We start from the raw sequence: 20587 nt of genomic DNA on the forward strand, positions 1-20587 counted from the left end.
GAGTGAAAAGGGTTTGGGCGATTTTACTTTTCTTTACACAGATTGGTTTTATTGTGTTCACCTACTTAATTGGAAGTCCCTTGAAGATAGCGGTGTGCGGAGAAGCCTCCGCACTAATCCTTGATTTTATTCGTGGATAGTTACTTTGATCATTTTAACTGGAGTTTTGGGGCGATCGCCTGCACCCGTGGGAGTAGTTTCAATGGCTTTCAATACATCCATCCCTTCAGTAACTCGACCGAAAACAGGGTGTTTAGATTGACCAGGTGTAAACCAATCCAGATAGTGATTGTGGACAGTGTTGATAAAAAACTGGCAACTACCACTATTAGGTCTCCCTGTATTAGCCATAGAGAGAGTTCCTGGTTCGTTAGAAAGTTTCCCATCTTCAGGATGCTCATCTTGAATGCACCCATCAGGACTATTGCCTGTACCCGCACGCGGAGAGCTAGGATCTTTACTGTAAGGACAACCAAACTGCACCATGAAGTTATTAATCACACGGTGGAAATGCAAACCATCATAAAACCCACTTTTAGCCAATTTGATGAAATTTCCCGCCGTTATGGGCATAACATCGGTAAATAGCTCAAGAGTAATAGTACCAAGGGAAGTTTCTAGAGTTGCGGTGGGATTTGCCATGAATATTGAATTACGAATCTGTGTAATGGGTTAATTTGCAGTCTCCAGTTTACCCAAAATCTGGGAAATAATTTTCACCAACATCCACAATTAACCCAAATTCGCACCATCTACTGTCAAACCAACAACCTCCACTCGTAATGCGAAAACTCAAGCTGAGGTTATTTTATCGGCATTTTAAGTAGCTTGGCACAATTAAATATAAAACCTCTCTCCAAACCTCTCCCCTACCAGGGGAGAGGCTTTGATTCCCCCTTCCCTGGTAGGGAAGGGGGTTGGGGGGTTAGGTTTATATTATATTTTTTAACGCCCACTTACTTAATCGGGAAAAGCTAAACCAGTTCTCGGATCTCTGATATATAATCCTAGTGTCAAACTCCGCATCACTTCATCCCAAATCGGGATTAATTGCTCTGCTTGATCTGCCCAATAATCAAAGGTAATTAAACATTGAATATTTGAACCCAAACCCACACAAGTCCGAGAAAAAGCTTCCCTGGGTTCGGATTGAGTGTCAATAAATTTAATTTCACACCACATAATCCGGGCTGTTTGTCGCTTAACAGTAATCACCTCTCCCCTTTCAATCACATCACGGCTGTCATCTTCCATGATTTTTTTCAAAGTATGTTTAAGGGGAAAAAGTGTCCAGTCATTCGGGGGTAAATGATTGTAAGATACCTCTAAACAACAATCATCATCAGGTGGTTTTTTATCCATGAACTTAAAAGATTTTTCTTGTGGTTCAAACACCCAATTTTGGGGAACATTGAAGCGAACCGCGCCCCTCCCAGCTACAAAAATCTTATAATCATCAGGACCCTCCCAATGATGATCTGGGCTTAATTCTAGGGTTTCTTTAATCCATTGAAGATTGCTTTTTTTACGCTTTGCCATAGTTTTAATAAGGGATTAAATTTTAACTGACATTTAGAGGGTGTTTGAAAAGTCTAATTTATTACTTGCAAGGGTGACTAGAAGTCGCGGCTACACAGACGAAACCCACCTTCGTGGGTTCAAAAGCCTTGATTTTTAGTTAGTCCACGCAGGTGGACTTTGTTTGTGTAGTAGCGATTTCTAATCGCCGGAAACTTTTCAAACATCCTCTTATCAAACTTATGTTGGAAATATATTTTTATGTTTCTATTTCCAATCCTACACCATCATAAAGCATTTCTATGGGAAATTCAAATTCAATACTTGATAAAGTGATGATGTCTCCAGTAGTGTAGGGATAGTAAAGCCACATTCTTCCTTCTCCTCGACAGTAACGTTCAACAGATATTTTTTCGGAATCAATCAAGATGTATTCTTGTAAACTGGGTATTGTTAAATAATATCTGAATTTTTCTCCTCTATCTTTATTAGTTGTACCAGGAGAAAGAACTTCAACAATCAATTTAGGGTTTTGAATAAATTTGCGGGCATTAAGGTCATCAGGGTGACAACTGACGATAAGATCAGGATAGAAGTATGGGCTTTTAGGGGTAACTTGCACTTTCACATCTGACACATTGACTCGACAACCTCTAGGACGAAGATGAGAATATAGAGGTCTGTAAAGATTGAGAGCAATATCATTGTGGGGAATTGTCCCACCTGTCATGGCAAAAACTTCGCCGTTGATGTATTCATAGCGAATATCCTGGTCAAGTTCCCAGGTGAAATATTCCTCAATGGTCATTTTTGGCAGTTGTTGGGGAATGGCGATCATAGCAGGGTGTTTTTAAGTTCGTTTTGATTATAGCAACTAAGTAGGTTGGCGTTGAAAATTGTCGTTATGGCAAGGCAATAGGCAAGAGTAAAGAGGTTTTGGGCGATTTTACGTTTCTTTACACACTTTGGTTTTATTGTGTTCACCTACTTACAATTACAATTATTTTCAGGTAAGTTTCGCGCCAAGATAGCAAGGATGAAAATATTTACAAATTATGGCTCTACCGTTCCCTTTATGTAAAACAAGATTTATTGTAGCGACTGTCTTGATTGTCAAGCGATCGTTAAGGAAAAATTTAAAGTCTAGGAAAAAAGTCAGAAAATAGAGGAGAAAAACAGAACAGAACAAAACAGGTAAATTATAGATTGCCATAAATTACCAAACTAGATTGGAGGTATAAAAACGACAGTAGAACTTTATGCAGAAATTGGTTGTGAGTCTTGAGAAATAGACCAAGGAAGATGATCTCGAATCATCGCATTTAAAATAACTAACATTTTATGAACGCAAGCAGTAATGGCCAATTTTTTGGGTTTACCACGTTCAACCAAGCGCTCATAAAAAGTTTTGATAACAGGATTATGACGCATGGCAACAACAGCACCCATATAAAGAATGGCACGAACATGGGCGCGACCACCATTAATCATGCGCTTACCTTTGTGCTGACCACTATCATGATTAATTGGTGCAACACCAACTAAGCGAGAGATTTGTTTGGCAGTTAATTGACCTAATTCTGGTAAGTCAGAAACTAAAGTGGTAGAAATTACTTGACCAACGCCAGGAGTAGTTTTGAGTAGATTGACTTTATCAATCCATTGTTGATTATTTTGGGTCAACGTCTCAATTTCTTGATTGAGTTGTTGAAGATGTTGCTCAAGATAATCAATATGGGATTCAATATCTGTCAAAGCTTTACCACGAGCGCGGTCACGGCGATTCTTTTCCGCTGTAGACATTTCTACTAATTGTCTTCGGCGACTAATTAATTCGCCTAATTGACGTGACATTTCACTTTCGATTGCTAACACCTCCGGTTTCATTGCTTCACCGAAATGCGCCAAAATCTGTGCATCAATGGCATCGGTTTTGGCTAACTTACCTGTAGCTTTAGCAAAGTCTCTTCCCTGACGAGGATTGATTAATGCTACTGGTAAAAGAGCCGCTTGCAATTGAATGATTAATTCTGTTTCTAGTCCTCCTGTTGCTTCCAGTACGATTAGGTTTAAATCGTTAGATTGAAGTTGCTTAACTAGATTAGCTATTTCTGTTTCAGTATTAGCAAATTGAAATGCTTTACCCATTGGACGGATATAAACATCAAGTGTTGCTTTACTTACGTCAATGCCTACCCATTGGGAGATATAATCCATTTTTAACTCTCCAATTTCAATTACTTCTTTTTAATTTGTTTTGTTTTTATTCATCCCCTTGATTTCACTCATCCTTGCACGATACGGGCTATATTATCTATGTCTTTGTTCATAGTTTTTACCCCAGGCGACTGTTCGAGTTCTGTCATGGAGATTGTTGTGGTGATCCTTGCTACAAAGCGGTCTTTTCTGACCCAGGTTGGGACGGTCTACCACTTCTTCTAACATACCTCTAAGATACAAGGTTGGGTTGAGGAACGAAACCCAACACCTCTTATTTATCCTCCCGCTAATGTTGGGTTTCACTTCGTTCAACCCAACCTACGAAAATTAAATTAATATTCTCTTCCATAAGGGGAGCGGTAGAACCCAAATTATTAAGATTGTTTTCACATTTTGGGGTGTACATAGGAGTTTAAAATAAGTCTAGTATGTTATACGTAAATAGACTTGCCTTAAACAAAGCTGAAAAATTCAATATTTTCACTAAGGGACTTCCAATTAAAAAAATACCCAAAAATTTCTTGTGGTGCGGGCATCTTGCCCGCTAATCATCAAGGACGGGCAGGATGCCCATCCCACAAAATTGGGTAATTTATTTTTTGGTGTTCCCTAAGTTGAATGTGGTATTTATTTGTGTAAATTAGTTAATTTAACTATCTTATGATGATGAAAAACGAAAAATGGAACACGGAAAATATTCTGAGTCAAAAAGGCAGAATAGTAATTGTCACAGGTTCAAGTAGCGGTATCGGTTATGAAACGGCGCGGGTTTTAGCTAATAAACAAGCATCTGTGATCATTGCGGTTCGTAATTTGGAGAAAGGAAATAAGGCGTTGGCGGAAATTATTCAACAGAATAAAGATGCTGATGTTCGGGTAATGGAACTTGATTTGGCGAATTTAGCATCGGTTAACAATTTTGCTGAAAACTTTCAGAAAAATTATTCACGTTTGGATTTATTGATTAATAATGCGGGTGTAATGATTCCACCGTATTCAAAAACTACAGATGGTTTTGAATTACAATTTGGAACTAATCATCTCGGACATTTCGCTTTGACGGGACAACTTTTAAAACTTTTGATTAGCACGAAAGCTTCACGAATTGTCAATGTTTCCAGCGGCGCACATAATTTTGGCAAACTAGATTTCGATGATTTGAATTGGGAAAAGAGAAATTATGCCCAATGGACGGCTTACGGTGATAGCAAACTTGCTAATCTTTATTTTACCTACGAACTCGACCGGAAACTAAAAGAGCAAGGGATCAACACCCTTGTAACTGCTTCACATCCGGGTTGGACTGCAACTGAATTGCAGAGAACGGCGGGTGATGTGATGAAATATCTCAATGGTATCTTTGCTCAAGATATCACAATGGGCGCATTACCAACTCTGCGGGCGGCAATTGAAGAAGGTTTGAAAGGGGCGGAATATTTCGGTCCCAATGGATTTATGGAGATAAGTGGCTATCCAGTCAAGGTGGAATCAAATCAGTTATCCAAAGATCGAGCGATCGCTCAAAAACTTTGGGTTGTATCGGAACAACTCACCGGCGTGAAATTTGAATTGAATAAAAAGGCATAAAACCCAGGCAAATAAGAAAATGGGCAATGTCTACCATTAACCTAAATTCGAGCCATCTTTTCCGCCATTGTGAAGCTTGCCGTGCGATGCCTACGGCGAGCGAAGCGATCGCTCTCAGGTCTATAATAGTTTTCACTCGGACACAAGAATTGCCGCTAATCGTTCCTCAACTTCGCAGATATAATCTGTCAAACCCGTATCAACTCCTCTCTCTCGTAGATGTTTTAAATCTGTCTCTTCCCAACATAGCTTTTCCCGTTCCATATCATTTCCTGTGAATTGTTCAACCACTACTTTTACATTTCTGATTCGTTCAGGTTCTTTCTCTGAAGTAGCACGTAATCTGTGAGACTCTATGGAAGGATCAAAACTCAATTTATTTTTGATTTCTTCTAGTATTTGTTCTTCTTGTTGATTAGATGGAATAAACCCATTTAAAACCCATGCTTCACGTTTTGGATCAGCCGCACCAATTATAATTTCTAATTTCGGCGTTTTATTAATATGTTCTGAACGTGCTTGTTCAATTCCTTCTTTACGTTCCGGTTGATTATCTAAATCACGGATAAAAATAACAGCTTTAATATGTCGTGTTTTTTGCAGAAATCGTACTAAATTAAGAACTTTAATAGATGCTGCTCCATCGGCTTTTAAAGATACACCTTTACTATCATGACCTAGAAATCTGGCAGGTTTATATTTTATTTGTGATTTTGCATCATCAATGATTTTGATAATGTCTCTCCAGCAAGAAAATTCTGTTCCTGACTCTAAACCAGTCCACTGAAAACAATGTTTCAGAATATCATCATCTAACCAATCGAATTTTTCTTTTAAAACTCGCTCGGCTAACTTAGTAGCTGTTCTATTCTATAATCTGCACCACTTTCAACTATGACAATAAACTCAATCACTGACTTCTCCTTCTACCACCCAATCTTCACCTTCAGCATCCCAAAATTCACCTGTTGTCAAGGTTTCCTTTGCCCATTCTACATCAGGATGTTCATCTAAACGTTTGGAAACTGTGAAACCTGATTTACTATTATTTAATATGTGGACTTGAGAAGGAGCAAGTGCATCAATAATATAAGGGGAATGAGTAGAGAAAATAATTTGCAGGTTAGGATTTTCGGCGATGATTTCTTTGAAAACAGTCATTAACTCACGTTGTGCTTTAGGATGAAGTCCCTGTTCCACATCATCTAATAAAACTAAATTAGGTTGATTAGGATTCATTAATACAGTTAATAATCCTAAAGTTAACATTGTTCCTTCGCTAATTGCATGGGCTGGAATACGTTCACCTGTATTCATGTCTAATATAACTTCTTGACCTGTCATTTCCTGAGTTTCTTCATAGGAAATAGATTTACCATCAACTTCGATTAACCGTTTGCGAATGACTGGAACTTTTGCTCTCTTGATGCCAACTTTGCGGACATTTGGGACAATTCGACTCAGCTTTTCTTCTATTAATTGAAATTTATCTGGTGCTTCATCACGGAGAAAATCTAAGGTTGGTGCTAATAATGAACCATCAAACTTTACTCTCGGTGTAATTTCTTCACTGTAAGCTGCTTTGGCAAGATTACTTGCAACTAATTTTAGGTAAACAGTAGATTTTAAAGATTTACGAATTGGATCTGGGTATTTAATTGGTGTTGTTTTCTTTTTTTCAAAACTATCTTCAGTTCCATCTATTTTCCATGATGTTGTTGGAATCCAATCTTTAAGATTTTCCTGCTTCCAACTATAGGAAACTTCCCACTGATGATAACTATTATCATCACAAAGACCACTCGCAGTTACAGACATAGCTTTTTCCCCAATTGTTGTAATGAATTGAGGTGAATTTTCATCTTTAAATATCTTTGCAAATGATGAATCAACAAGTTTGCTTAGATTATTCAATGATTGTAATACAGTTGTTTTACCAGCACTGTTTTTTCCTACGAGTCCATGTAATCGGGAGTTATCGAAATTGAGTTCTGTAGATTTATGGCTTTTGAAATTATGAAGATTTAGGCTTTGTAACATATTGTTGGTTTTATTTGTTCATCATCATTTGCTATTTGGAAAATTGCAATTACTATTTTTGCAAAAACATTATACTAAATAAAGCATTGAATTGCGATCAAAGCATATCAGCAGAGACTTTTTCACCAACAATTATCTTGACATTATTACCTTGGAACTGAATTATAGCTTCATAATGAGCTAGGATAGAGTTAATATAAAATGGCTTGAAAATCAACCCTTCTCCAAGCTGATTTCTGTTAATATGTTTGATGGATTTTTGAATGCTGTCCCCTGGCAAGGAAAAACAAGGCTTGGAAATAATTAAATTTAAATAAATGAGAATCAAAGCCACAAAAAGTCTTGATATTGTTATCAGTTTTAGATGTAATATATTAAGATTAACTTCAATCATAATTTGCATGATTCATTGTTTCTATCTAATATTAGATTAACATAGTATAACACAGCACTAAGTCATCCTATTATACCTTAACAAAAATATACACTTAACCACCAATCAATATAAGGATTAGTCTGTAACTTGGGTTAAGCAACAGTACAACCCAACATTATTTAAAAAAATAATCAATCACATCCTGTAAATCCTAAAATCCTGGATATCCTGATTCTAACAAATGATGTAACATATAAGTTACCTAAATTGTGTATATTAGGACCATTTTGAATACAATCATTTGTATCTAAGAGATAGGCGATTGAATTTCCTCCCGTTTTTCAAAATAAAGCTGTTCTGGACGTTCAATCGGCTCACCTTCCCAACTACCAATTACTTCTTCTAAAAACCTACGAGAATATCCTAATTCTTCCGGCGTTTTGGTTGCAGATTGTAATGATTTTTCTGCAATATGTTGAAACACAATTACTATTTCTAATTCTTCATTGGCAAATTCATCAGGAAGTTCAATTTTGAGAATTTTATCATTACCAATGTGTGTTTTAATTTTCATACTTTCCATAGACTGATCTCCTGGTTGATTATGTTGTTAGCAGTTTGGGTAAAATTTTTGATGGTTGTTCACGAATTAATTATAGAAATCAGTTTAGAAGGTAAAGGAATTTGTTTTTTACCACTACAATAAACAGTTTCTATCCATAACTCTCTCGCTTCATTAATATTTTCTATCGCTTCCTCTAAAGTTTCTCCCTGACTCATACAACCTGGTAAGTCAGGAATAATTACTGTATATCCTCCGTCCTCTTCTGGATAAATAGACATGGGATATTTTAAGGACAGATAATATTCTAAAGATTGATGCTCAAGTTGAGAATTAGTTTTCATCTTGCCAATTTTCCAAATCTAGTAATCTAATCGTTTCTTCAATATACGTTCGTTTGACTTTTTTACCACCTTTTTTGGGAATAATAATTACTTCTCCTTGCTCATTCTCAAAAGCGTGATGACTTCCTCTTACTCTAGTTTCCTGATATCCAAAAGCTTCAAGAACATAACTAATCTCTTCAAATCTGGCTTCAGGAGGGCGAGAGAGAAGATATTTAATTAATTTACTTAGTTTACCCATTAACTAATCATAGCATTTTTTTCGCTAGGTGGTTGAGATAATTATTTATTGACCAATTATACCACATTTCACAAAAATGATATTCTTGATTAACCAAACTTAACTCCTCTTATAAACCATCTCCATTCTCAACTTATCCACCTCAATCTTCAACCGTTCATTCTCCATTTTTAACCCAGTATTTTCATCCTTAATCAACTCCACCTCATTCCGTTTACTCAAAGCCTGATTAATTGCCAACTTTCGCATATCCAAAGAAAACCAACGTTGATAAGTTTTCGTGTGAATTTGCACACTATGACCCAAATTATCCGCCGCAGCCTTAATAGGAACTCCCAAAATATGCGCTCGAATTGCCCAACCATGACGTAAATCATAGGGTTTAAAATCCAAACCAATTTTTCTAAACCACCAACTCACCCTTTGGATTAAAGCCGTGATTTCTGCATGATTATTCTGGTCTTTTTTACTAATTGCGATCGCCAACATTTCTAAATATTTAGGATTCCTTAAATCAAATTCATCAATCCATTCTTTATATAAAGGTAAAGCTTCCCTTTCCCCAGTTTTACAGTCCTTATCAACCTTCCAAGTTAAATCTATATTTTCATTACTCAACCACCAATCAATATGAGGATTAACAAAAAGTTCACGGGGACGTAAACCAAAAACCGCCAACATTCCATAAGTCCAACGCCAAAGTTGCCAACTATCTTTCACATCTTGATTAACTTGTTTACCTCGATTATGCAAATATTCATCAAACTTATAAAATCCAGTAACTATATCCTTATCAGTAGGAACATTCCGAGAATTACTTTCAGGAACTTTAGAATAATGAGTTAAATTAATCTCAATTTTGAAAAGTTGACAAAAAACAGAAATAGCCCTCACAGCATTATATTTAGCCCATTCCTTATCTATCTTATCAATCGCATTAATCAAAACTTCCCCAATTGCCAAATCATCAGCATTTGTATAACGCTTAAGGCGAGAAAAATAATAGAAAAAAGTATGTTCACTTTTAGTCGTGCGTTTATGGGTTTTAAAATATTCCTCCTCAAATTTTTCTAACAACTCACTAATAGTTTTTAATTCCTTTTTAATTCCTTCATTTCCCAAATATTTATCATTCCAAACAAAACTTTTTCTCGCAATTAACTTACCTAACTCATAAGCTTCTTCCTCAGCAGTTTTCAAACCTAGTAAATTTGCGGGAATATTCAAACTGAGATTGTATTGTTTTTTGCCAGTTCCCCTGATATCCTCATCTCCCGGTTTAATGGGTAAAGTTGCCCGTAATTGCAGACATCCATTTGATTCCCGAATTGTTACTCTGGTTTTTGCAGACTTCAAACGCAGATTTACTTGTCCCAATTCCCATAGTAGCTGTTCTTTCATAATCCTTGGCGTTGCTGATTAAGAATATGAATTTATTTCACGCAGAGACGCTCAAGGCACAGAGAAATTTAATTTTTCCTCTGCGTGAGACTTATTCTGAATCTTTCAGACTATATTTAGAGTAAAAATAAATCAGTTAATTGCAAACATAGTTTATCGCTGACATTGCTCACTGCAAACATAGCGAAGTTAAAAGCTATTAAACCAGGAATATAAATACTCCGGTCCTTATCACGGTTACGACGGATTCGCAATCTTCGCTCGGGACATGGATTTGGCACTCAACAGCCCAACCTGGGGATTAATCGGTGCTCCCTGGAACAAGAAAGCTCAAGCTAAGGCTAAAGCTAAAGCTTCCGTCTAGGGGACAAAAGATAGTCTGGGGTTCTACCCCAGGAGAGTTGGGAAGTCAAGATTCAAAATTAAAAATTCAAAGTTCTGGATTTTGCATTCTGAATTTTGAGGCACATTCCCCACTCTCCACCGAACGCAAACATCATACACAGCAAGCTTGGAGATATAGAAATGCCTCAAGATCCAAAGAAGATTCAGGACCACGTTGAGCTATTCCACCAGCCAGAATACCAACAACTGTTTGAAAACAAGAAACAGTTTGAAAACGGTCACACCAACGAAGAAGTACAACGGGTTTCCGAATGGACAAAAAGCTGGGAATACCGGGAAAAGAACTTTGAACGGACAGCTTTAACCGTTAACCCAGCTAAGGGTTGTCAACCTTTAGGCGCTATGTTTGCGGCTGTGGGTTTTGAAGGTACTCTTCCTTTTGTTCAAGGTTCTCAAGGTTGCGTAGCTTACTTCCGTACCCACTTAACCCGTCACTACAAAGAACCATTTGCTGGTGTTTCTTCTTCCATGACAGAAGACGCTGCTGTGTTCGGTGGTTTACAAAACATGATTGATGGTTTGGCTAACTCCTACAGCTTATACAAGCCAAAAATGATCGCTGTTTGCACCACCTGTATGGCAGAAGTTATCGGTGATGACTTACAGTCATTTATCGGTAATGCTAAGGAAGCTGGTTCTGTTCCTCAAGATTTCCCAGTCCCTTTTGCTCACACACCTAGCTTCGTTGGTTCTCACATCACTGGTTACGACAACATGATGAAGGGAATTCTTTCTACCTTGACAGAAGGTAAGAAGAAAGCCAAGAGCAACGGTAAAATCAACTTTATTCCTGGTTTTGATACCTACGTAGAAAACAACCGCGAAATTAAGCGGATTGCCTCTTTAATGGGTATTGACTACACTTTGTTATCTGACAACAGTGATTATGTTGATTCACCTTGTGATGGTGAATACAATATGTATCCAGGTGGTACTAAGCTAGAAGATGCAGCAGATTCCATCAACGCTAAAGCTACTATTGCTCTTCAAGCTTACTCCACCACCAAGACCCGTGAATACATTGCTAAGGAATGGAAACAAGACGTTAGTGTTTCTCGTCCTTGGGGTATCCAGGGAACTGACGAGTTCTTGATGAAACTCAGCCAAATGACTGGTAAGGCTATTCCTGAAGAATTAGAAATCGAACGTGGTCGTGCAGTTGACGCAATGACCGACTCCCATGCTTGGTTACATGGTAAGCGTTTCGCTATCTACGGTGATCCTGACCTAGTTTATAGCGTAGTTGGTTTCATGTTAGAAATGGGCGCTGAACCAGTACATATCTTGGTTCACAACACCAACGACGTATTCGAGAAAGAATTGCAAGCATTGTTAGATTCTAGTACCTTTGGTAAGTCCGCTAAAATCTGGGGTGGTAAAGACTTGTGGCACTTACGCTCTTTGTTGTTCACAGAACCCGTAGACCTATTAATTGGTAACTCCTACGGTAAGTACCTGTGGCGCGATTGTGGTGTACCCTTAGTCAGAATTGGTTATCCTATCATGGATCGTCACCACTACCACCGTTATGCAACCGTTGGTTACAAAGGTATCATCAACCTGTTGAACTGGATTGTTAACACAGTCTTTGAAGAAATTGACCGCACCACCAATGTTGCTGGTAAGACCGATATTTCCTACGACTTAATTCGTTAAGAAATGTCTGTAAGGATGGGGAAACCCCAACCTCGACAATAAACAAAGGGGATTGGGACTTAGGTAATTTACCTAAAATCCCATCCCCTATCTCCAATTCCTAGCATAAGCTTTTTGTTCCTTTGATCTACTTGACGGATGAATTTTCAAATAAGTTCCTGGTAATTGGTGATAAAATCCCCCTTTTCATGCTGTTCATCCTTTAATCATGGACATCCTGATAGCGTAGCGTGGCGTTAGCCATTTCTGACAATTTTTCTATTTTCTCTTGCAAAACCAAATGTTATGAAAATCCCACACCTAGAAAATACAGATAAATACATATCTTTTTTGAAAGTTTATCTGTGTAAATATTAAGTTAATCAGATTTTGCAGAAAATCTATAAATCAATCCAAACTAAGTATAAAAACTTGGTTATTTTCGGGAAATTAGAATTATTATATTTAATATGTCCTGTGGTAATCCTAAATTATTTGTGAGATATTTCTCACTTATTCTCTATTACAGCAACTTTCTATTATCCTTTCTGTAGAGACACAAACCCAGAAATGGATGATGCTGTCAATAGTTCCACAAATAATTTTTATTAATTTGCAATATTTTTCTCAAAATCATCATCTTGATGATTAACTTTAAGCAAGATTTGTCATGGTTGTAAACTCCATCTAGCACAAGAATAAAAATGAAAGTCACCCAAAGCAAAATTAACGAACTTCTGAGTGAATCAGGATGCGAACATAATCAAAAGAAACAGGGAGAAAAGAAAAATAAATCTTGTACCCAACAAGCCCAACCTGGCGCGGCTCAAGGTGGTTGTGCCTTTGATGGAGCGATGATTGCTTTAGTTCCTATTACTGATGCTGCTCACTTGGTACATGGTCCGATCGCTTGCGCCGGCAATTCCTGGGGAAGTCGTGGTAGTCTGTCTTCAGGTCCAATGCTTTATAAGACAGGTTTTACTACCGATGTGGGTGAAAATGATGTGATTTTTGGTGGTGAGAAAAAGCTTTATAAGGCGATTTTAGAAGTTAATGAAAATTACAAACCTGCGGCGGTTTTTGTTTATGCCACCTGCGTTACAGCCTTAATTGGTGATGATATTGATGCTGTTTGTAAGGTAGCAGCCGAAAAAACTGGAACTCCGGTAATTCCTGTGATTGCTCCCGGATTTATTGGCAGCAAAAACTTAGGTAATCGCTTTGGTGGTGAGGCTTTACTAGAATATGTAGTCGGTACTGCTGAACCGGAATATACTACACCCTATGATATTAATATCATCGGTGAGTACAATATTGCCGGGGAAATGTGGGGGGTTTTAAGTTTATTTGAAAAGTTAGGAATTCGGGTTTTATCGAAAATTACTGGTGATGCTCGTTATGAAGAAGTGCGTTATGCTCACCGGGCTAAATTAAATGTGATGATCTGCTCACGAGCGCTCTTAAATATGGCGCGAAAAATGGAGGAACGTTATGGAATTCCTTACATTGAAGAGTCATTTTATGGAATTAGAGATATTAATCGTTGTCTGCGAACTGTAGCTGCTAAATTAGGTGATCCTGATTTGCAGGAACGCACAGAAAAACTTATTGCTGAAGAAACTGCGGCTTTGGATATTGCCCTTGCTCCCTATCGAGCCAAGTTGAAAGGAAAGCGTATTGTTCTCTATACTGGTGGTGTGAAAAGTTGGTCAATTATTTCCGCTGCGAAGGATTTGGGAATTGAAGTTGTGGCAACTAGCACGCGCAAAAGTACAGAAGAAGATAAAGCGAAAATCAAAAATTTGTTGGGTAATGATGGGATCATGTTGGAGAAGGGGAACGCCACAGAACTCCTGAAATTAATTCAAGAAACTAACGCAGATATGCTTATTGCTGGGGGCAGAAATCAATATACTGCTCTCAAAGCCAGAATTCCCTTTTTAGATATTAACCAAGAACGTCATCATCCATATGCCGGTTATGTGGGCATGGTGGAAATGGCGCGGGAGTTGACTGAGGCTTTATATAGTCCTGTGTGGGAGCAAATTCGGAAGCCAGCACCTTGGGAGTAATTGTCTCACGCAGAGATGCTCCAGGCGCAAAGGAAGAAATATCTTGTTAATTCTTGTGGGGTAGGCATCCTGCCTGCCCTTGGATGGGCTAGAAGCCCATCCCACAAGATTGTTAGATGTTCAGAAGTTTATAATTTATGAAAGATTAATTTATGGCGATCGCAATTATTCCAGAAAAGTCTGTGACTGTAAACCCCCTTAAACAAAGTCAGGCTTTAGGTGCTTCTTTGGCTTTTTTGGGTTTGAAGGGAACTATGCCTTTATTTCATGGTTCTCAGGGTTGTACGGCGTTTGCAAAAGTGGTTTTGGTTCGACATTTTCGGGAAGCAATTCCTCTTGCTACTACTGCAATGACGGAAGTTACTACTATTTTGGGTGGTGAGGAAAATGTTGAGCAAGCTATTCTCACTTTGGTGGAAAAGGTACAACCGGAAATTATTGGTTTGTGTACCACTGGCTTAACAGAAACTAGGGGTGATGATATGGAAATGTTCTTGAAGGATATTCGAGAACGTCATCCTGAACTTAATCATTTAGCCATTATTTTTGCTCCCACTCCCGATTTTAAAGGTGCATTGCAAGACGGTTTTGCAGTTGCGGTAGAAAGTATAGTTAAAGAAATTCCCAAAGCCGGGGGAATCAAACCAGAACAAATCACAGTTTTAGCTGGTTCTGCGCTCACTCCCGGAGATGTGCTGGAAATTCGAGAAATTGTCACAGCTTTTGGTTTAGAACCAATCTTTGTTCCTGATTTGGGAGCTTCTTTAGATGGACATTTGGAAGATGGTTATACTCCTATAACTGCTAGTGGTACAACCCTCAAACAATTGCGTTCTTTAGGCAGTTCAGCTTTTACCTTAGCATTAGGTGAAAGTATGTTAGGGGCGGCGCAAATTTTAGAGGAACGCTTTGGAACAAGTTATCAAGTATTTAGAGATTTAACAGGATTAGAACCTGTAGATCAATTTCTGCAAAAGTTATCTTTATTAAGTGGAAATCCCGTTCCTGAAAAATATCGCCGTCAACGTCGGCAATTGCAAGATGCAATGTTAGATACTCACTTTTATTTTAGTTCCAAACGAGTATCTTTAGCTTTAGAACCAGATTTGTTGTGGACTATAGTTGGATTTTTGCAATCAATGGGGGCGGAAATTCACAATGCTGTCACCACAACTCGTTCCCCATTACTTGAAATACTTCCTATCAAGAATGTCACCATTGGTGATTTAGAGGATTTTGAAAAATTGGCGTTAGGTTCTGATTTATTAATCGGAAATTCCAACGTAAATACCATCTCTAAACGCCTTTCAATTCCCCTCTATCGTTTAGGTATTCCTATCTATGACCGATTAGGAAACGGGCTATTTACCAAAGTAGGCTATCGCGGTACTATCGAACTTCTTTTTGGCATGGGAAACCTATTTATAGAACAAGAAGAATCATCAATGATGAACCAATGGTCATCAGTAATCAACAAATAACACCTGATACCATTTTTTCTATCTCTGTGTCCTCTGTGCCTCTGTGGTTCGTTCATCTTAATTCAGAATAATTAGTATGACAACCGACCACCAACAACTGACAACTGACAACCAACAAAGGACAAATGAAAGTGAAAATTGCTTTTACGACAACTGACCGAATTCATGTTAATGCTCACTTTGGTTGGGCTAAGGAAATTGATGTTTATGAAATTTCCGACAACGGATATGAATTCATAGAAACTCTCAAGTTTGAAGGTGATCTCAAAGAAGATGGTAATGAAGATAAAATTACCCCCAAACTACAAGCACTGAATGATTGCACAATTGTTTATGTTGTCGCTATTGGTGGTAGTGCAGCCGCTCGTTTAATTAAAAAGAGTGTAACCCCAGTTAAGGCTAAATCTGAAGAGGAAAAGATTGAAGATATTCTCAACAAATTAGTTAAAACTCTCAAGGGTAATCCTCCACCTTGGTTACGGAAAGCTTTAGTCCAGAAAAAACTTAGTTTTGCTGAAGAACTTGAAAACGAAGCAACATTATGAGTATGAATGATGTGAATGGAACTGGTAACAATTCAGAGGTAGTTTTAACGCCTTTCCATAAATCATTAGTTCAACAAATCCGGGCGCAAGATAGCTATGGTTTTTACCGGAGTTGGACTGATGAGTTAATCCTAAAACCCTATGTTGTTACTAAACAAAAGAAACGGGAAATTTCCGTAGAAGGTGAAATTGATCCCGCTACAATTTCTCGTATTAATGCCTTTTTTCGGGCTATAGCTGCCAGTATTGAAAAGGAAACTGGACTCATTTCCAACGTAGTTGTTGAACTAGGACATGAGGGTTTCGGCTGGGCTTTAATATTTTCTGGACGCTTATTATTAGCGGTAAAAACTTTACGTGATGCTCATCGTTTTGGTTTTGATTCCTTCGAGAAATTAGACGAAGAAGGCACAAAGTTTGTTGAGAAGGGAATTGATTTAGCCAAACGTTTCCCCGAAGTAGGCAATCTTTAATACTTGGGGACTGGGGACTGGGCAAAAATTACCAATTACCAATTACCAATCACCAATCACCAATGACAATTGAGGAAATCACCAACAAGATTAAAAAGCTAAATAGCAAAGCAGGTCAAATGAAAATGGATCTGCATGATTTAGCGGAAGGACTGCCAACAGATTACCACAAACTGATGGATGTTGCTGCTGCTACTTATGAAATCTACTGTCAGTTAGATGGACTCAAGCAAAAACTCAAAAAAATGGAGAATTCTAAATGAGTACCAATATTGATGAATTCAAGAAGCTCGTAGACGCGGAAGAGTTTTTTATCTTTTTTAAACTGCCCTATGACCAAAAATTTGTAAATGTTAATCGTTTACATATTTTGAAAAAGTTCTCTCAGTTCATGAGTCAAATTGATGATAGTTATCCCCAGATAAGTGACCAAGAAAGATTAGAAAAATATTGTATTGCTTTGCAACAGGCTTATCAGGTGTTTATAGAATCTACACCTCATGAACAAAAGCTGTTCAAGGTGTTTAATGATAAGCGGAAAAATGTAGTTACCCTGACAGAAATCACCTCAGATTAGGAGTTAAAAAGTGATCAACCTAACGCCTACCGAATTAGAACGCTATAGTCGTCAAATGATGCTTCCTAATTTTGGCGAATTAGCTCAAAAACGCCTGAAATCAGCGACTGTTTTGGTGTCGGGTGTGGGTGGATTAGGCGGTACGGCGGCGCTTTACCTAGCAGTAGCGGGCATTGGGCGGCTAATCCTAGTCCGGGGTGGTGATTTGCGGCTGGATGATATGAATCGTCAGGTTTTGATGACTGATGACTGGGTGGGTAAACCTAGAGTATTTAAAGCCCAAGAAACACTCAAAGCCATCAATCCCGATGTCCAAGTGGATGTAATTCATGATTACATTACCGCTGAAAATGTAGATGAGTTGGTGCAGTCGGCGGATATGGCTTTGGATTGCGCTCATAATTTCACTGAACGCAATTTGTTAAATGAAGCCTGTGTGCGCTGGCGTAAGCCAATGGTAGAGGCAGCTATGGATGGAATGGAGGCTTATCTCACCACGATTATTCCGGGTGTTACGCCTTGTTTATCCTGTCTGTTTCCAGAAAAGCCTGATTGGGATCGGCGCGGGTTTTCTGTGCTGGGGGCGGTTTCTGGGACCTTGGCTTGTTTGACGGCTTTGGAAGCGGTGAAACTCATTACTGGTTTTAGTCAACCGCTGTTGTCAGAGTTGCTGACGATTGACTTGAACAGAATGGAATTTGCTAAACGTCGTTCTCACCGCGATCGCAATTGTCAAGTCTGCGGTAATACTGCCCCTTGGAGATATTCCCAATCTCAAACTGCAACGGTTTAAAGTACCACTTTTTCAAAATCCACATCCCAAATCAGAATATTCGCTACAGAATAGGAAACAAAATGACTGTTACTTTAACAGAAAAGGCTGAATTTCGTCTCTGGGCATTTTTAAAAGGTTCTGCAACCGAAGACGCTAAAAAGGGTGTCCGCATCTCGGTTAAAGATGGTGGTTGCAGCGGCTATGAATATGGCATCGAAATTACCAGTAAGCCCCAACCTGATGATGTCGTATCTCAACAAGGAAATGTGTTGATTTACGTTGATGCTAAAAGTGCGCCGTTATTAGCAGGTGTGGTAGTTGATTTTGTTGAGGGAGTCATGGATAGCGGTTTCAAGTTTTCCAATCCCAATGCAACTGATACCTGCGGTTGTGGCAAGTCTTTTAAAACCAATGATGGTACTCCCACAGGTGTACCTTGTGGACAATAGTTCTATAGCAGGTGACAGGGAACAGGTGACAGGTGACAGTGCTAAAAGTCTTTTATTTATTATTAGTTAATGTCCTCACCTCCTTGTCCGTTGCTGTAACTCAAAAGCTCACTTCATTAATCTTTGAGGAAAATTGAAAAATGGCAACTTATCAAGTAAGATTGATCAACAAAAAAGAAGATTTAGACACTACAGTTGAAATTGACGAAGACACCACAATTCTCGAAGGAGCAGAAGAAGCTGGTATTGAATTACCTTTTTCCTGTCACTCTGGCGCTTGTTCTAGCTGTGTAGGTAAGGTTGTTGAAGGTGAAATCAATCAAGACGATCAATCATTCCTAGATGATGAGCAAATGGGCAAAGGATTCGCTTTATTGTGTGTTACCTACCCCCGTTCTAACTGCACAATCAAAACCCACCAAGAACCTTATCTTGCTTAATACAATATCTGTAGGGGTTTAGCATTGCTTTACCCTTTCATTTTTAACAATGATGGAGGATGTTCATCTCGTTCATCTCGTTCGTTCATCTCGTTCGTTCATCTCGTTCGTTCATCTCGTTCGTTCATCTCGTTCCCAGTCAGAGACTGGGAACGCATTTTAGAAGGCTCTGCCTTCAATGATATTAGAGGCAGAGCCTCATCAACTGCATTCCTAGTCAGAGACTAGGAACGAGATGTGGTAGGGATTTGAGATTAAGTTGACACCATTAAGCTTTTGCTTTACCTTTCATTTTTAACAATGATGGAGGATGTTTATCATCTTTCATCATTTCAATTTTCGCTTTTTATTCTGATAATACAATGTTTACTCCTTTTACTATTATGGGTTGTTCTTTAGAATTGCTGAAATCAGGAGATTGTGGGATAGTTACTGTTTGCCAAAGTCAGGATGAAACGATTAGAAAAAAGCTGATATTAATGGGCATTAAAACAGGGAATACGATTACTGTAGAACAGCAATTTCCGACTTTTGTGATTAAATGTGGTGGTTTATCTATGACTATAGATCGGGAAATAGCACGGGCTATTTATGTGCGGTTAATTGATGGGTAAAAAGATAATTAGTTAGATATTTTGAGTTTCTTAACTTCAGTAAGCAATTTTGCTATTATAATAAATCTAACTACTATACTCTTTACCACTTGAGAATATATGATAGAACGAGAAATACTGAATCGTATTACTACAAATCCCAAAGTAATGGCTGGAAAACCGACAATTAAGGGTACACGCTTAACCGTCGAGTATATTCTTAATCTCCTTGCACATGGTGCAACAGTCGCAGAAATTCTGGAAGAATATGAAGGTTTAGTAGAAGCAGATATTCGCGCTTGTTTATTATTTGCATCTCGCTCTCTAGAAAGTACCAGTTTCATGCCTTTGATTGCGGAGATTGCCTAGATGCGATTTTTAGTAGATGAAAATACAGGTGTGGCTGTCGCTCGCTGGTTACGTGAACAAGTATGGATTAGCTGAAGATTCATCTTTAGTAGATCCTTTAATGCAATTGGTAGGTGGTCATCCTTATCTGTTGCAGCAGGCATTTTCTCACCTTAAAAGTTATCCTGATATTACTCTTGATCAATTTTTAGTAGAGGCTAGAACTGACGCAGGTATTTATAGCCATCATTTAAGACAATTTTGGTTGAATTTGCGAGAAGAACCAAAACTAATTACAGCATTGCAAACAGTGATTTCTGCTACTGAACCAGTGAGATTAGAAACAATATCAGCTTATCAGTTACAGAGTATGGGTTTGGTCAAGCTGGTGGGGAATGAAGTAGAACCGCGTTGTCAATTGTATCGGAGTTATTTTAGTGATGCGATTGGGAGTTAGGGAAATGTCAACTATCTCTAAACAGGCGATCGCTCTTGGGGATAAGTA

General features: G+C 38.3%; 25 protein-coding genes and 1 pseudogene. 15 read left to right on the top strand and 11 right to left on the bottom strand.

The window, feature by feature from the left end; all coding sequences use genetic code 11:
* Positions 1-126: 126 nt before the first annotated feature.
* The 4 genes from NG743_RS06830 to NG743_RS06845 all read right to left on the bottom strand — a co-directional run bounded on the left by NG743_RS06830 (position 127) and on the right by NG743_RS06845 (position 3735).
* Positions 127-642: a peptidylprolyl isomerase gene (locus tag NG743_RS06830; protein WP_168466901.1), complete on the bottom strand. Its 516-nt coding sequence runs from the start codon at positions 640-642 to the stop codon at positions 127-129.
* A 318-nt stretch (positions 643-960) separates the two neighbouring features.
* Positions 961-1539 carry an Alr1449 family protein gene (locus tag NG743_RS06835; protein WP_027404285.1) on the bottom strand — a complete coding sequence of 193 codons (579 nt, stop codon included), beginning with the start codon at positions 1537-1539 and terminating at the stop codon, positions 961-963.
* A gap of 238 nt (positions 1540-1777) precedes the next feature.
* Entirely contained in the window at positions 1778-2356 is a 579-nt protein-coding gene (locus NG743_RS06840; protein ID WP_027404284.1) for a Uma2 family endonuclease, read from the bottom strand.
* A 419-nt stretch (positions 2357-2775) separates the two neighbouring features.
* Complete coding sequence (locus tag NG743_RS06845) at positions 2776-3735, bottom strand: IS110 family RNA-guided transposase (protein WP_193965010.1); 960 nt, start codon at positions 3733-3735, stop codon at positions 2776-2778.
* A gap of 663 nt (positions 3736-4398) precedes the next feature.
* On the opposite strand from NG743_RS06845, the gene NG743_RS06850 reads away from it, so the two are divergent.
* Positions 4399-5325, top strand: a complete 927-nt coding sequence (locus tag NG743_RS06850) for an SDR family NAD(P)-dependent oxidoreductase (protein ID WP_257121738.1) — start codon at positions 4399-4401, stop codon at positions 5323-5325.
* Positions 5326-5457: 132 nt separating this feature from the next.
* Here NG743_RS06850 and NG743_RS06855 read toward each other — a convergent pair whose 3' ends face one another.
* The 7 genes from NG743_RS06855 to NG743_RS06885 form a co-directional block, all read right to left on the bottom strand.
* Positions 5458-5700 (bottom strand): hypothetical protein, encoded by a 243-nt coding sequence (locus tag NG743_RS06855; protein ID WP_257121739.1) that lies wholly within the window; start codon positions 5698-5700, stop codon positions 5458-5460.
* Positions 5701-6231: 531 nt separating this feature from the next.
* The gene (locus NG743_RS06860) at positions 6232-7365 is read right to left on the bottom strand and encodes an AAA family ATPase (RefSeq protein ID WP_257121740.1); all 1134 of its coding nucleotides are present in this window, start codon (positions 7363-7365) and stop codon (positions 6232-6234) included.
* A gap of 97 nt (positions 7366-7462) precedes the next feature.
* Entirely contained in the window at positions 7463-7768 is a 306-nt protein-coding gene (locus NG743_RS06865; protein WP_027404280.1) for a hypothetical protein, read from the bottom strand.
* Positions 7769-8048: 280 nt separating this feature from the next.
* Positions 8049-8324, bottom strand: coding sequence for a hypothetical protein (locus NG743_RS06870; protein WP_257121741.1), 276 nt, complete (start codon positions 8322-8324; stop codon positions 8049-8051).
* A gap of 59 nt (positions 8325-8383) precedes the next feature.
* Positions 8384-8647: a type II toxin-antitoxin system HicB family antitoxin gene (locus tag NG743_RS06875; RefSeq protein WP_257121742.1), complete on the bottom strand. Its 264-nt coding sequence runs from the start codon at positions 8645-8647 to the stop codon at positions 8384-8386.
* Entirely contained in the window at positions 8637-8888 is a 252-nt protein-coding gene (locus NG743_RS06880; RefSeq protein ID WP_027404277.1) for a type II toxin-antitoxin system HicA family toxin, read from the bottom strand. The genes NG743_RS06875 and NG743_RS06880 overlap by 11 nt, the downstream gene beginning before the upstream one ends.
* Before the next feature lie 99 nt (positions 8889-8987).
* The gene (locus NG743_RS06885) at positions 8988-10289 is read right to left on the bottom strand and encodes a site-specific integrase (protein ID WP_027404276.1); all 1302 of its coding nucleotides are present in this window, start codon (positions 10287-10289) and stop codon (positions 8988-8990) included.
* Between the two features lie 211 nt (positions 10290-10500).
* Here NG743_RS06885 and NG743_RS26835 point away from each other — a divergent pair.
* The 14 genes and pseudogenes from NG743_RS26835 to NG743_RS06950 form a co-directional block, all read left to right on the top strand.
* A pseudogene (locus NG743_RS26835) lies at positions 10501-10653 on the top strand (nitrogenase molybdenum-iron protein alpha chain); the annotation flags it as partial.
* Positions 10654-10814: 161 nt separating this feature from the next.
* A complete protein-coding gene (gene nifK / locus NG743_RS06890) occupies positions 10815-12350 on the top strand; it encodes a nitrogenase molybdenum-iron protein subunit beta (protein ID WP_027404275.1) in 1536 nt (511 codons plus the stop codon).
* A 683-nt stretch (positions 12351-13033) separates the two neighbouring features.
* Positions 13034-14401 carry a nitrogenase iron-molybdenum cofactor biosynthesis protein NifE gene (gene nifE / locus NG743_RS06895; protein ID WP_027404274.1) on the top strand — a complete coding sequence of 456 codons (1368 nt, stop codon included), beginning with the start codon at positions 13034-13036 and terminating at the stop codon, positions 14399-14401.
* Between the two features lie 152 nt (positions 14402-14553).
* Positions 14554-15882 (top strand): nitrogenase iron-molybdenum cofactor biosynthesis protein NifN, encoded by a 1329-nt coding sequence (nifN, locus tag NG743_RS06900; RefSeq protein ID WP_027404273.1) that lies wholly within the window; start codon positions 14554-14556, stop codon positions 15880-15882.
* Positions 15883-16007: 125 nt separating this feature from the next.
* Entirely contained in the window at positions 16008-16427 is a 420-nt protein-coding gene (gene nifX, locus NG743_RS06905) for a nitrogen fixation protein NifX (RefSeq protein ID WP_027404272.1), read from the top strand.
* Positions 16424-16900, top strand: coding sequence for a NifX-associated nitrogen fixation protein (locus NG743_RS06910; RefSeq protein ID WP_371316499.1), 477 nt, complete (start codon positions 16424-16426; stop codon positions 16898-16900). Before nifX ends, NG743_RS06910 begins: the two co-directional genes overlap by 4 nt.
* A 62-nt stretch (positions 16901-16962) precedes the next feature.
* Positions 16963-17163 (top strand): CCE_0567 family metalloprotein, encoded by a 201-nt coding sequence (locus tag NG743_RS06915; RefSeq protein ID WP_027404270.1) that lies wholly within the window; start codon positions 16963-16965, stop codon positions 17161-17163.
* Positions 17160-17477 carry a nitrogenase-stabilizing/protective protein NifW gene (nifW, locus tag NG743_RS06920; protein ID WP_027404269.1) on the top strand — a complete coding sequence of 106 codons (318 nt, stop codon included), beginning with the start codon at positions 17160-17162 and terminating at the stop codon, positions 17475-17477. The genes NG743_RS06915 and nifW overlap by 4 nt, the downstream gene beginning before the upstream one ends.
* A 10-nt stretch (positions 17478-17487) precedes the next feature.
* On the top strand, positions 17488-18270 hold the full coding sequence (locus NG743_RS06925; protein WP_193962508.1) for a HesA/MoeB/ThiF family protein: 783 nt from the start codon (positions 17488-17490) through the stop codon (positions 18268-18270).
* A gap of 62 nt (positions 18271-18332) precedes the next feature.
* Complete coding sequence (locus NG743_RS06930) at positions 18333-18701, top strand: HesB/IscA family protein (RefSeq protein WP_027404267.1); 369 nt, start codon at positions 18333-18335, stop codon at positions 18699-18701.
* 140 nt (positions 18702-18841) lie between these two features.
* Positions 18842-19141 carry a 2Fe-2S iron-sulfur cluster-binding protein gene (locus tag NG743_RS06935; RefSeq protein ID WP_027404266.1) on the top strand — a complete coding sequence of 100 codons (300 nt, stop codon included), beginning with the start codon at positions 18842-18844 and terminating at the stop codon, positions 19139-19141.
* Between the two features lie 362 nt (positions 19142-19503).
* The gene (locus NG743_RS06940; protein ID WP_257121743.1) at positions 19504-19755 is read left to right on the top strand and encodes a FeoA family protein; all 252 of its coding nucleotides are present in this window, start codon (positions 19504-19506) and stop codon (positions 19753-19755) included.
* Between the two features lie 99 nt (positions 19756-19854).
* Positions 19855-20103 (top strand): DUF433 domain-containing protein, encoded by a 249-nt coding sequence (locus NG743_RS06945; protein ID WP_168636820.1) that lies wholly within the window; start codon positions 19855-19857, stop codon positions 20101-20103.
* A gap of 16 nt (positions 20104-20119) precedes the next feature.
* Positions 20120-20539, top strand: a complete 420-nt coding sequence (locus tag NG743_RS06950; RefSeq protein ID WP_257121744.1) for an AAA-like domain-containing protein — start codon at positions 20120-20122, stop codon at positions 20537-20539.
* The last annotated feature ends 48 nt before the right edge of the window (positions 20540-20587 follow it).

Source organism: Dolichospermum heterosporum TAC447, assembly GCF_024584745.1.
Lineage (GTDB): Bacteria > Cyanobacteriota > Cyanobacteriia > Cyanobacteriales > Nostocaceae > Dolichospermum > Dolichospermum heterosporum.

Excerpts from the sequence above, each read along its gene's own strand:
- NG743_RS06840 (WP_027404284.1), bottom strand. The coding sequence starts at position 2,356 with ATGATCGCCATTCCCCAACAACTGCCAAAAATGACCATTGAGGAATAT.
- NG743_RS06935 (WP_027404266.1), top strand. The coding sequence starts at position 18,842 with ATGGCAACTTATCAAGTAAGATTGATCAACAAAAAAGAAGATTTAGAC.
- NG743_RS06830 (WP_168466901.1), bottom strand. The coding sequence starts at position 642 with ATGGCAAATCCCACCGCAACTCTAGAAACTTCCCTTGGTACTATTACT.
- NG743_RS06915 (WP_027404270.1), top strand. The coding sequence starts at position 16,963 with ATGACAATTGAGGAAATCACCAACAAGATTAAAAAGCTAAATAGCAAA.
- NG743_RS06845 (WP_193965010.1), bottom strand. The coding sequence starts at position 3,735 with ATGGATTATATCTCCCAATGGGTAGGCATTGACGTAAGTAAAGCAACA.
- NG743_RS06880 (WP_027404277.1), bottom strand. The coding sequence starts at position 8,888 with ATGGGTAAACTAAGTAAATTAATTAAATATCTTCTCTCTCGCCCTCCT.
- nifK (WP_027404275.1), top strand. The coding sequence starts at position 10,815 with ATGCCTCAAGATCCAAAGAAGATTCAGGACCACGTTGAGCTATTCCAC.
- NG743_RS06885 (WP_027404276.1), bottom strand. The coding sequence starts at position 10,289 with ATGAAAGAACAGCTACTATGGGAATTGGGACAAGTAAATCTGCGTTTG.
- NG743_RS06940 (WP_257121743.1), top strand. The coding sequence starts at position 19,504 with ATGTTTACTCCTTTTACTATTATGGGTTGTTCTTTAGAATTGCTGAAA.
- NG743_RS06865 (WP_027404280.1), bottom strand. The coding sequence starts at position 7,768 with ATGCAAATTATGATTGAAGTTAATCTTAATATATTACATCTAAAACTG.
- NG743_RS06870 (WP_257121741.1), bottom strand. The coding sequence starts at position 8,324 with ATGGAAAGTATGAAAATTAAAACACACATTGGTAATGATAAAATTCTC.
- NG743_RS06910 (WP_371316499.1), top strand. The coding sequence starts at position 16,424 with ATGAGTATGAATGATGTGAATGGAACTGGTAACAATTCAGAGGTAGTT.
- NG743_RS06875 (WP_257121742.1), bottom strand. The coding sequence starts at position 8,647 with ATGAAAACTAATTCTCAACTTGAGCATCAATCTTTAGAATATTATCTG.
- nifN (WP_027404273.1), top strand. The coding sequence starts at position 14,554 with ATGGCGATCGCAATTATTCCAGAAAAGTCTGTGACTGTAAACCCCCTT.
- NG743_RS06945 (WP_168636820.1), top strand. The coding sequence starts at position 19,855 with ATGATAGAACGAGAAATACTGAATCGTATTACTACAAATCCCAAAGTA.
- NG743_RS06930 (WP_027404267.1), top strand. The coding sequence starts at position 18,333 with ATGACTGTTACTTTAACAGAAAAGGCTGAATTTCGTCTCTGGGCATTT.
- nifW (WP_027404269.1), top strand. The coding sequence starts at position 17,160 with ATGAGTACCAATATTGATGAATTCAAGAAGCTCGTAGACGCGGAAGAG.
- nifE (WP_027404274.1), top strand. The coding sequence starts at position 13,034 with ATGAAAGTCACCCAAAGCAAAATTAACGAACTTCTGAGTGAATCAGGA.
- NG743_RS06850 (WP_257121738.1), top strand. The coding sequence starts at position 4,399 with ATGATGATGAAAAACGAAAAATGGAACACGGAAAATATTCTGAGTCAA.
- NG743_RS06860 (WP_257121740.1), bottom strand. The coding sequence starts at position 7,365 with ATGTTACAAAGCCTAAATCTTCATAATTTCAAAAGCCATAAATCTACA.
- NG743_RS06835 (WP_027404285.1), bottom strand. The coding sequence starts at position 1,539 with ATGGCAAAGCGTAAAAAAAGCAATCTTCAATGGATTAAAGAAACCCTA.
- NG743_RS06950 (WP_257121744.1), top strand. The coding sequence starts at position 20,120 with ATGAAAATACAGGTGTGGCTGTCGCTCGCTGGTTACGTGAACAAGTAT.
- nifX (WP_027404272.1), top strand. The coding sequence starts at position 16,008 with ATGAAAGTGAAAATTGCTTTTACGACAACTGACCGAATTCATGTTAAT.